An 11101-nucleotide genomic window follows, 5' to 3' on the forward strand; every position below is an offset into this window, starting at 1 on the left:
GCCTTTCATGGAAAACGAAACGTCAGATGTGAGCAAGCAGCAGTTGGAGGCCAGTCTCGCCCAGGCCATCGGCACTATCCGCAGCCTGAAGGAGAAGCTGGCGGGAAGGACGCACAGCGGGGCCGGACCGATCGCGGTGGTCGGCCTGGGTTGCCGCCTGCCGGGTGGCGCGGATAGCCCCAGGCGGCTGTGGAGCCTGTTGAAGAACGCTACCGACGCGACCGGCGACATGCCCGCCGAGCGACGCTACGCCACCGATTACTACGATCCCGACCCGGATGTCCCGGGAAAGGCCTACGTGATGCGCGGCGGCTTCGTCGAAGGCGTGGAGCGCTTCGACGCGGCCTTCTTCGGTATCTCGCCGAGCGAGGCCGAGGGCATGGACCCGCAACAGCGAATCGCGCTCGAAGTTGTCTGGGAAGCGCTGGAGCATGCGGCTATCGACCCGTTTTCCCTCGATGGCAGCAAGCTGGGCGTGTTCATGGGGGCCAGTACCAACGACTATGTACGGCTGCGCCAGCAACTCGGCGAGGTGGCTGACGTCAATGCGCACCAGTTCTACGGCGAGACCAGCTTTATCGCCGGACGTATCGCCTACACCCTGGGCGGGCAAGGCCCGGCGATGATGATCGACACCTCCTGCTCGTCTTCGCTGGTGGCGCTGCACCAGGCCTGCCAGAGCCTGCGCAGCGGCGAAAGCGACCTGGCGCTGGCCGGCGGGGTGAACCTGATCCTTTCGCCCTATGGTTTCGTCCTGGTCAGCAAGTTGCGGGCGGTCGCCAGCGATGGGCGTTGCAAGACCTTCGACGCCGCCGCCGACGGCTATGGCCGGGGAGAGGGCTGCGTGGTGCTGGTTCTCAAGCGCCTGGCCGACGCCGAGCGTGACCGGGATCCGGTGCTCGGGGTGATCCAGGGTAGCGCGCTCAACAACGACGGCTCCAGCAGCGGAATCACGGTTCCGAACATCCACGCCCAGCAAGCGGTGATCGCCGCTGCCTTGCGCAATGCCGGAGCCCAGGCGAGCCAGGTCGACTACATCGAGGCACATGGTACCGGCACTCCGCTGGGCGACCCGATCGAACTGCGCGCGCTGGATGCCGTGCTCGGCGCGCAGCGCCCGGCTGACAGGCCGCTGCTGGTGGGATCGATAAAGGCCAACATCGGCCACCTCGAGCCAGTGGCCGGCGCTGCGGGACTGGCGAAGATCCTGCTCGCGTTGCAACACGACGAGTTGCCCGGACAGGTCAACTTCCACACTCCCAACCCACGCGTCGAATGGCGACGCATGGCGTTGCGGGTGGTGCGCGAGGCGACTCCCTGGCCGCGTCACGAGGGCCAGCGGCTGGCCGGCGTGAGTTCGTTCGGCGTGACCGGAACCAACGCCCATGTGCTGGTCGGCGACGCTACACCGCGGGCGCGCGGAACGGGCCGGGGCAATCCCTGGCAGCTGTTCACCGCGTCCGGCCGTGGCGAGACACCGAGGCGGCAGATGTGCGGACGTTACGAGCGCTATGTCGCCGAACATCCGCAGGTGCCGCTGGAAGACCTCTGCTATACGGTGAACGCCGGTCGCGCGCACTTCGAGCATCGTTTCGCTTGCGTCGCCGACGACCGTGAGCGCCTACGCGAGCAATTGGCGGCCTACGCTTCTCGGAAGCTGGTCGGCGATACCTTCGAGGGTGTCTGTCGGCCTGGTGTGCCGCCGGCATCCGCCTGGCTGTTTCCCGGCCAGGGCTGCCAGTATCCGGGAATGGCCAGGACGCTGTACGACAGCGAGCTGCCGTTCCGTGAGGCATTGGACGAGTGTCTCGTGGCGTTGCGCGGGATGGGTGTCGAGCTGTCCTGCGCCTTGTTCGAGTCGACGCCGGAGGCAGAGGCGTTGCTGGCGCAGACACGCTATGCGCAGCCGGCGATTTTCGCCGTGGAATACGCGCTGGCCCGCTTGTGGATGGCCTGGGGCGTGCTCCCCGGCGCGCTGTTCGGTCACAGTTTCGGTGAAATTGGCGCCGCCTGTATCGCCGGGGCCCTCACGCTGGAGGACGCCCTGAGGATGGTCGAGGCGCGCGGACGCCTGGCCCAGGAACTGATGACCGCCGGAGGGGTGATGCATGCCGTGAACCTCGGTGAAGCGGAATTGCTCGGGCTGCTGCGCGAGCAAGGATTGGCGGGTATCGAGCTGGCGGCGGTGAACAGTCCCGAGGACCTGGTCGTCGCCGGTCCTGAAGCGGACGTCGAAGTGCTGCTGGAAAAACTCGCGGCGATGCAGGTGAGGACCCGCAAGCTCGCGGTTTCCCACGCCTTCCACAGTGCCGCGGCCGAGCCCATGCTCGAGCGTTTCCGCGAGGTAGTCCGCGAGATCCGTTTCAGCGAGCCGCGGATACCGCTGGTGTCCGGCGTCAGCGGACGCCTGCATACGCTGGAAAGCCTGTCGTCCGCCGACTACTGGTGTGCCCATAGCCGTGACAGCGTACGTTTCAGCGACGGCGTACGTACCTTGCTGGAGCAGGGTACCGAGCTGTTCCTGGAAGTCGCGCCGGAAGCGGTGCTGACACCGCTGGTGCTTCGTCACCAGGTGGACCGGTCATTGCTCGTCGTGCCCAGCATGCGCCGTGGCGGTGATGCAGCGCGGGAAATACGCCTGGCGGCTGCGCAGTTGTACACCGGTGGCGTCGACCTGGATTGGCAGCGCCTGCATGCGCACGACGGCGCCTTGCGCCAGGCGTTGCCTGGCTATGCTTTCCAGCGCGAGCGCTACTGGTTTACCCCGGCCCGTGCCCAGGCTGGCGGGCGCAGCCAGATTGGCGGCGTGGGACGCTTGCTCGGGCAACCGATCAATGCGCCATTCCCGGTCTTCGAGGCGACCCTCGACGCCGATGCCATGCTGGCGCTGGGCGCCACGGCTAGCGAGGAGCTGGTGCGGCTGGAGCCAGGCAGGCTGCTTTCGCTCCTGCTCGAGGATGTCCTTGACCACCTCGGTCTGGATGACTTCGAGCTGAGCCTGGAGCGACTCGGTGAGGGCCTGGCGATCCATCCTGGCGATCGGCTCTATCTCTATACCGAGCTGGAAGCCTTGCCGGAAAAATGCTGGTCCGTCACCTGCTCGTTGCGTAGCGAGGCCGAATGCCAGGCGGGCCTGGGTTGGCGCGAGGCGGTCTTGGCGATGGTCCATGCGCTGCCGGCATCGAGCGCTCTGTCGCCGCTGGACGGGGAGGGGCGGTCGGTGGAACTCGGCGGCGCTGCTAGCGGGTGCCTGTTCGCCCGCCTGCTCGACGGCAAGCCGGCTTCCGCCCTCGAGTCGATCCGCAGGATGCGCGGACGCCGTGCGCTGTTGAACCAGACCTGGCGATCGCTCCTCATGCCGGCCGAGGATGGCGTGGGCTTCGACTGCAACCTTTACGACGCCGGTCAGGAGCTCCTCGGTACGCTCGAGGGGATGTCGCTCGGGATGGCGCTGGAAGATGCCAGGTTGGTGGAACGCATCGCGCAACCCGATGTGCTGTATCGGCTCGACTGGCCATCGCGGCCACGCCAGCCAGGCAACCCGTGTCTCGGCGAACGAGGTTTCGCGGTGCTGTCGTCGGATATCGAGGCCGCTCGCCAGTTGGCGGCGCTCATGCAGGCACGCGGGCTGCGCGCGCAACCCTTCCAGCCTGGCCAACTGCAGGAGGCGCTGGATAGCGTCGCCCCCTGCGATATCGTTTTTCTCGACGAACGCGCAAGGGGGGCCGGGCCAACCCTGGATAGCCTGGACACGCTGCGGTCACGGGTACTGCATCCGTTGCTGGCGCTGATCCAGGCGATTCTGCCACTTGGCGACGAGGCCGTTGGCCGGCTCTGGCTGGTCACCTTTGGCGCCCAGGCCGCCGGGCTCGCCAGCGGCGTGCCGGTGAACGTGGCGGGAGCCCCGCTATGGGGGCTTGGCAAGAGCATGGCGCTCGAGCATCCGGAGCACTGGGGAGGGTTGGTCGACCTGGCGCCGGACGACCCCGACTGGTGCGCCAACCTGCTGGACGAACTGCTGCTGAACGATGGTGAGAATCAGGTCTGCCTGCGTCGCGATGGCCGCCGGGTGCATCGCCTGGAGCGCGACACCGGCACTGGTTGGCCGAACTCCGTCTTCGCCCCGAGCAAGGATGGCTGCTATCTGATCAGCGGGGGAATGGGTGGGATAGGCCTGGGCATGGCCGATTGGCTACTGGCGCACGGCGCTGGTCAGGTGGTCATCACCGGACGCAGTCCGGCGCGGGCCCAGGGCGAGAAACTGGCGCGCTTCGGTGCGGCGGTCTCCCGGGTTCGCTACGTACAGGCGGACATCGCCTCGAAGGCGGAGATGAGCGCATTGTTCGAGGAGCTGTCGGCGATGCCGGGTGGGCTCCGCGGAATTTTCCATGCCGCTGGCATTTCGATTCCACAGGATCTTCGAGACGCCGACCGCGACAGCTTCGACCGGGTGCTGAGGCCGAAGGTGGACGGCGCCTGGCTGCTCCATGAATTGTCCCTGGGGCTGGAACTGGAGTTCTTCGCCATGTGCTCGACCATCGCTTGCGTCTGGGGCTCCCAGCACATCGCCAGCTACGCCGCAGCCAATCAGTTCCTCGATGGCCTCGCGGCCTATCGCCATGCCCTGGGGCTGCCCGCGCTGGTGGTCGACTGGGGGCTGTGGGCTGGCGGTAGTCATCTGTTCGACGAGGAAGTGCTCGGTTTCCTCAAGAGCGTTGGCCTGAAACCGCTGGCGCCGGCCCAGGGCATCGGCTTGCTGGCCCGCTTGCTGGGCAGCGACGTTGGCCACCAGGTGATCGCCGGGGTCGACTGGGCGCGCTTCAAGGCCTTGCTCGAGTCGCGCGGGGCGCAGCCCCTGCTGGAGCACATCGAGGTCGAGGACACACCGACCAGGCCCGGCGATGTCGCGGCGGACCAGGGCTTGCTGCGGAAGCTTTCCGCGGTGGAGGGGCGCGAGCGCTTCCAGTTGGTCGATGACTATGTCTGGGGGCAGTACGCCAACCTGCTGGGTGTGAAGGTCGAGCAGGTCCGGGCCAAGCTCGAGGACGGAGGCAGTCTCATGGACTACGGACTCGATTCTCTGTTGGTGATGGAGATGGTGGCGCGTTGCCGGCGCGACCTGAAGGTGCAGATAAAGGCCCGGGAATTCCTCGAGTGCCCCGGCCTGATGTGGCCGGATTTCCTCGCCAGGTCCATCGAACAACAAGGAGTGCTCGACGCCGTATAGACAGCGGGGCGGCGCGCGTCGCCCTTTCCATCCTTCATGCAACGGTGAGGTCACCATGGTTGGTATGTCCAGCATGCCTGGAACGAGGCATTTCGATATCGCGCTGTTCGGCTCCACGGCGAGCGTGTACATGCTCGCCGCGTGCTTGGCGCGTAATGGCATTGGCGTGGCCCTGTTCCAGGACCGTTCGACAGAGCCCGATACCACGGGGGAGGCGACGATTCCCTATACCTCGATGATCTTCGAACTGGTCGCTGACCGTTACCAGGTCGCGGAGATCAAGGATATCGCCCGGACCCGCGATATCCATAGGCAGGTAATGCCGTCTTCCGGGGTCAAGAAGAACCTCGGTTTCATCTATCACGAGCCCGGTCGCGCCGTGGACATGGGCAAGGCCCTGCAGTTCAACGTGCCCTCGGAGCATGGCGAGAACCATCTCTACCGACCGGATGTCGATGCTCATCTGCTGAACGCCGCGGTGCGCTACGGTGCGACAGTCTTCTCGGTCGGCACGGATGCGCGGATCGAATTGCATGACGACAAGGGAGTGCGGGTCCTCACCCGGCAAGGCCAGTGGGTCGCTGCCGACTTCCTGGTCGATGGCAGCTATCGCGGGGGCGCGCTGGCGAAAGCGTTGCCGCGGATGCCGGACGAGGCGCCGCTGAGGACAGCCTCGACCTGCCTGGCGGCGCACATGCTGGATGTCGAGCCGTTCGACGCCTGCGTGTCGTCCGACTTTCCAGGCCAATGGCATGCCGGGACGCTGCACCATGTGTTCGCCGAGGGCTGGATCGGCGTGATCCCCTTCAACAACCACCAACACTCGCGGAATCCGCGGGTCTCGGTGCTGCTGTCGATCAATCGGAGAATGCTCGATCCGGCCGATGGGGATCGCCTGCTGGCCGAACTGATCGACCGCTATCCTTCGCTGCGCCAGCACCTGGCGAGTGCACGGCGGGTAGGGGAGTGGCAGGTCCGGGCACCAGCCCAGCACTTCCACCATGAGCCCCTGGGCCGACGCCACCTGCTGTTCGACGAGGGGGCGGCGTCCAATGACCTGCTGTTTTCCCGAAAGCTGTCCAACGCCGGCGAGTTGGTCCTGGCGCTGGCGCACCGTTTGATCGATGCGGCACGCCAGGGCGATTACCAGAGCACCGCCTTGCAGGCGTTCGTCGGCATCCAGAACAGCATCGTCCACCTGAACGACCGGATCACCCGGGGAGCCTATATTGCTTTCCGCGATCCGGATCTCTGGAACGCCTACGCTCGTGTCTGGCTGCTGCAATCGATCGCTGCCACCATCACCGCCCGCAAGATCAACGATGCCTTCGCCCGGACCCGGGATCCGCACGTCTTCGACGAGATCGACCGGGTCACCGACGACGGTTTCTGGATGCCGCTCTACCAGGGCTACAAGGACATCCTGAACTTCGCACTGGAACGTTGCCATGAAGTCGAGATCGGGAACCTGTCGTCGTCCGACGCCGCGCGGCAGATCTTCGCGCAGCTTGCCGCTGCCGATTTTGTTCCGCCTATTTTTGATTTTGCTGATCCTGACGCTCGTGTCTATCAGCTGACTACCTGGCGAAAGCTCAAGGCGTTGTGGTGGGGGCTGGTGAAAGTGCCCTCGGAAGTGGGGCGCCTGATCTTCTACCGCTCCTTCAGAAACCCATCCATGCGCAAGGAGAGTTGACATGGACTTCAACCTTGACGATTCCCAGAAAAAGCTGGCACGACAAATCGCTGAGACCTGCCGCGAACGCCTGCCGGAGCGCCCGACCGCGCATTTCTCGCCCGAGCAATGGGCTGTCTGCGGGGAGGCCGGCCTGCTCGGCCTCTCCATTCCCCGCGACTATGGCGGGCAGGGGCTTGGCGCGCTGTCGACGGCGGTCGCGATGCACGCCTTCGGACACTCCTGTGCGGACATGGGCCTGGTGTTTGCAGCGGCAGCCCACCAGTTCGCCTGCGCGATGCCCATCGTCGAATTCGCCAGCGAATCGCTGCGGCGCGACCTGCTGCCGAAGATGGCCAGTGGCGAACTGATCGGCTCCAACGCCATCACCGAGCCAGGCGCGGGTTCCGACTCGACCGCACTGAAGACCCGCGCACTGCCGCAGGACGACGGTGGTTATATCCTTGACGGTTTCAAGAGCTTCGCCGGCAACGCACCGGTAGCTGATGTATTCGTCGCCTACGCCACCACCCAGCCGGAATACGGTGCGCTGGGCATCACCGGGTTCGTGGTGGAGAGCGAGCGCCCGGGCGTTATGGTCAGCGAGCCGTTGCGCAAGGTCTGCCTGCGCAGCTGTCCTGCCGGCGAAGTGACTTTCGCCGGCTGCCGGGTCCCTGTTGCCAACCGCCTGGGTGAAGAAGGGCAGGGCCGCTTCGTGTTCCAGAGTTCGATGGGCTGGGAGCGCGCCTGCCTGTTCGCGGCATTCCTGGGCATGATGGAGCGCCAACTCGAAGAGACGCTTGCCTACGCCCGTTCGCGTCGCCAGTTCGGCAAGGCAATCGGCGCCTACCAGGCGGTATCGCACCGTATCGCCGAAATGAAGTTTCGCCTGGAATCCTCCCGCCTGCTGCTGTACCGGGCCTGCTGGGGCATGGACCAGGGCGATCCCCAGCAACTCCACATCGCCTTGTCGAAACTGGCCATCAGCGAGGGCGCGCTGGCCTCGAGCCTGGACGCTGTGCGCATCTTCGGCGGTCGTGGTTGCCTGGAGGGGTTCGGCATCGAGGAAATGTTCCGCGACTCGGTCGGCACGGTGATCTTTTCCGGAACCTCGGACATGCAGCGCGAGATCGTTGCCCGGGAGCTCGGCCTATGAAGCTCCTGCATGAGTGCCTCGTGCGCAGTGCGCGCGAGTATCCGGGCAATATCGCCGTCGTTGACCAGGCCGGCTCCTGTAGCTATGCCGAACTGGACGCGCGGGCCGAGGCCTATGCCGGCTTGCTGGTTGCGCTGGGGGTGGGGCGCGGAGAGCGGATCCTGCTCTGGGCGGAAAAGTCGGTGGAGTTGCCGGCGCTGATGCAGGGGGCCTTGCGCCAGGGCGTTGTCTATGTCCCGGTGGATCCGCTGGGACCGGTGTCACGGCTGGAAAAGATTCTCGCCGACAGCGGGGCGAGCCTGGTTTTTTCCACCGCGAGTCGTCTGGCGGATCTGGACGCTCTGGAACGGCGCCCGCGTATCGTGGTCCTGGACGATCCCGCATGCCCCCTGCACTGGTCTCATGTCGAGCTACCCGCCAGCGCATCCGCCCCGGAGGAAATAGGCGAACACGATCTGGCCTACATCCTCTACACCTCGGGCTCTACCGGCACGCCGAAAGGCGTTGCGCTGAGCCACCGCAATGCCCTGGCCTTCGTGGAGTGGGCCAATGAGCGTTTTGCCTTCGAGGCACGCGATCGGTTTTCCAACCATGCTCCGTTCCATTTCGACCTGTCGGTGCTCGATCTCTATTGCGCCTTCAGCCGTGGCGCGGCGGTTTGCCTGGTTCCGGAAGGCATCGCCTTTTCCCCGGCGCTGTTGACGGCGTTCCTCCAGGAACAGCGGATCAGCGTCTGGTATTCGGTACCTTCGGTCCTGCTCATGATGATGCGCGACGGCAACCTGCTGCAGTCTTGCCCGGACTCCCTCAGAGTCGTGCTGTTCGCCGGTGAGCCTTTTCCGATCAAACACCTGCGTGTGCTCCGGGAAGCGTTCCCAGGGCTGCGCATGGCCAACCTGTTCGGTCCCACCGAGACCAATGTCTGCACCTGTTACGAGGTTGTCGCGGTCGATCCTGCTCGTCTCCAGCCGGTGCCCATCGGGACGGCTGCTTCCGGCGACGAAGTCTGGGCGGAAAAGGACGATGGCCGGCGCTGCGAGGTCGGGGAGGAGGGCGAGCTGATCGTTCGCGGCCCCACCGTGATGCTCGGCTATTTCGGCCAGCCGGCGGTTACCGGGAGCTATCGCACCGGCGACCTCGTCAGGCAACTGGACGATGGCAACTACGAGTATCTCGGTCGTCGTGACGACATGCTCAAGGTTCGTGGCTATCGCATCGAACGGGGCGAGGTGGAGGCCGCTCTGCTGGCCCATCCGCGGGTACGCGAGGCTGCGGTGATCGTCGCCGGTGGCGGCATGGACGCCGCGCTCTGGGCGTTCCTGGTGTCAAGCGATGGCGAGGCAGTCTCGCTCATCGAACTCAAGCGTCACTGCGCTGAGCGACTGCCGCGCTACATGATCGTCGACCGGGCGAAGACGCTAGCGGAACTGCCGCGCAACGCTAACGGCAAGGTCGATCGCTTCAAGTTGAAAGCCCTGGTGGAGGACTGACAGATGAGGCTCTCTGCGATGTCGGAAATGGCCCTCTGGTTTCCCTATGCCAACCGGCCACGGGGAAAGATGCGACTATTCACCTTTCCCTATGCCGGCAGCGGTGCGTCGGTATTCCATAACTGGTTCCTGCCGCTGTACGACAGCGTCGATCTTTACGCACTGCAGTTGCCCGGCCGGGAAAGCCGTGCGGCCGAGGCTCCCTACCGCGACATGGAGGAGGCCGGCGGGGCGATCGCCGATTGCCTGGCGAACCTGTTCGACGACGATGTCCCGTATGTTTTCTTCGGCCATAGCATGGGCGCGCTGCTGGCTTACCGGGTCGCCTGCGTCCTGCGCGCGCGTGGGCGGACGGAGCCCTGTCGGCTAGTGCTTTCCGGCATGGCTCCGCCGCACCTAGGGCAGGCGGTGCAGCCCTTGCATCGCCTGCCGGCCAACCAGGCGATCACGCTGCTCGGGAGAATGGGCGGGGTGCCTGACATCGTCCTTGGCGAGCCCGACCTCATGGAGATGTTCCTGCCGATCATCCAGGCGGATATCGAGCTGGTCTACTCCCATGGCTGCCGGGAGCCGCAGCCGCTGGACTGCGCGCTGACCTGCCTGGCGGGAGATCGAGATCGAATCGCCCCCGCCGATCGGATGGCGGAATGGCGGCGCTACAGCAGCGGGCCGTTCGAGCATGCCTGCCTACCGGGCGGGCATTTTTTCCTCAACGAAAGCGGGGTCCAGGCCATGGCCCGGATTCGCTCGGCACTGACTGCGAGCAGCGCGGTCTCGTGCGCGTTCGTCACACTCTGAGCCGCGTCAGGAGGGGTCGTGGTGCCGGCGTATGGCTTCCAGTCCGCTGCGGGCGAAGAGGTTCAGGTGGTTCTTCAGGGCGTCGGCGTCGTGCAGCAGGATCGCTTGCATCGGGCTCGACTGGTCGCGATCGATGACCATCAGCATCAGGCAGGGCGCGATGATGCTTATGACGCAGCGCGACAGGGCGGGGTCGTGGCGGGGCAGGCCGGTGATCTCGCCGATGATCCGCTCCAAGGCTTCGAACTTGGGCATCACCTCCTCGCGGATCAGGCTGGCGAAGTGCGCCGTCGGCGCGAGGATTTCGCGAGCGCAGACCTTGCTCTGCCAACTGCGGTCGTCGAGCAGGCGGGAAACAATGGCATTGATGAAACGCTCCAGCTTGGTTTCCGGCGGAAGAGCGCTATCCGCCAGTTCGCGGAGGTCGTGCAGGCTGACGAACTGCTTGTGTCCTTCGACCAGCACCGCCTTGTACAAGGCGTCGCGGCTACCGAAATGGTAGTTGATCGCGGCAAGGTCGGCCCCAGCTTCCTCGCAGATGGCCTTGCTGGCGGTATTGGCATAACCGTGCTGGGCGAACAGCCGGCCGGCGACTTCGAGAATCCGTGCGCGGGTACTTTCGCCGTCGCTTCGTGGGGTGCGGCGTCGTGTGCTCATGGGAGTCCTGCTGTCAGGGGGTTGATAAGGGCGATTGTCTGTTATTTACTAGATCAAATTCAATTGGAATTTGATTTCGACATCTCCTGCGCTGACCAAGG

6 protein-coding genes are annotated in these 11101 nt (G+C 65.3%); 5 read left to right on the forward strand and 1 reads right to left on the reverse strand.

The window, feature by feature from the left end; all coding sequences use genetic code 11:
• Window positions 1-7: 7 nt before the first annotated feature.
• The 5 genes from AC1RB9_RS12320 to AC1RB9_RS12340 all read left to right on the forward strand — a co-directional run bounded on the left by AC1RB9_RS12320 (window position 8) and on the right by AC1RB9_RS12340 (window position 10343).
• A complete protein-coding gene (locus tag AC1RB9_RS12320; protein ID WP_033873521.1) occupies window positions 8-5227 on the forward strand; it encodes a type I polyketide synthase in 5220 nt (1739 codons plus the stop codon).
• Between the two features lie 55 nt (window positions 5228-5282).
• A complete protein-coding gene (locus AC1RB9_RS12325; protein WP_023103070.1) occupies window positions 5283-6920 on the forward strand; it encodes an NAD(P)/FAD-dependent oxidoreductase in 1638 nt (545 codons plus the stop codon).
• 1 nt (window position 6921) lies between these two features.
• Window positions 6922-8055: an acyl-CoA dehydrogenase family protein gene (locus AC1RB9_RS12330; RefSeq protein WP_003097582.1), complete on the forward strand. Its 1134-nt coding sequence runs from the start codon at window positions 6922-6924 to the stop codon at window positions 8053-8055.
• Complete coding sequence (locus tag AC1RB9_RS12335; RefSeq protein WP_003122615.1) at window positions 8052-9545, forward strand: amino acid adenylation domain-containing protein; 1494 nt, start codon at window positions 8052-8054, stop codon at window positions 9543-9545. Before AC1RB9_RS12330 ends, AC1RB9_RS12335 begins: the two co-directional genes overlap by 4 nt.
• Window positions 9546-9614: 69 nt before the next feature.
• The gene (locus AC1RB9_RS12340; protein ID WP_223818294.1) at window positions 9615-10343 is read left to right on the forward strand and encodes a thioesterase II family protein; all 729 of its coding nucleotides are present in this window, start codon (window positions 9615-9617) and stop codon (window positions 10341-10343) included.
• A 6-nt stretch (window positions 10344-10349) separates the two neighbouring features.
• Here AC1RB9_RS12340 and AC1RB9_RS12345 read toward each other — a convergent pair whose 3' ends face one another.
• Window positions 10350-11000, reverse strand: coding sequence for a TetR/AcrR family transcriptional regulator (locus tag AC1RB9_RS12345; RefSeq protein WP_003097575.1), 651 nt, complete (start codon window positions 10998-11000; stop codon window positions 10350-10352).
• Window positions 11001-11101 lie beyond the last annotated feature (101 nt).

The organism is Pseudomonas sp. 20-5, from assembly GCF_056782835.1.

Bases quoted from the DNA above. Each gene is read 5' to 3' on its own strand.
- AC1RB9_RS12335 (WP_003122615.1), top strand. From the start codon at position 8,052: ATGAAGCTCCTGCATGAGTGCCTCGTGCGCAGTGCGCGCGAGTATCCG.
- AC1RB9_RS12340 (WP_223818294.1), top strand. From the start codon at position 9,615: ATGCGACTATTCACCTTTCCCTATGCCGGCAGCGGTGCGTCGGTATTC.
- AC1RB9_RS12330 (WP_003097582.1), top strand. From the start codon at position 6,922: ATGGACTTCAACCTTGACGATTCCCAGAAAAAGCTGGCACGACAAATC.
- AC1RB9_RS12320 (WP_033873521.1), top strand. From the start codon at position 8: ATGGAAAACGAAACGTCAGATGTGAGCAAGCAGCAGTTGGAGGCCAGT.
- AC1RB9_RS12345 (WP_003097575.1), bottom strand. From the start codon at position 11,000: ATGAGCACACGACGCCGCACCCCACGAAGCGACGGCGAAAGTACCCGC.
- AC1RB9_RS12325 (WP_023103070.1), top strand. From the start codon at position 5,283: ATGGTTGGTATGTCCAGCATGCCTGGAACGAGGCATTTCGATATCGCG.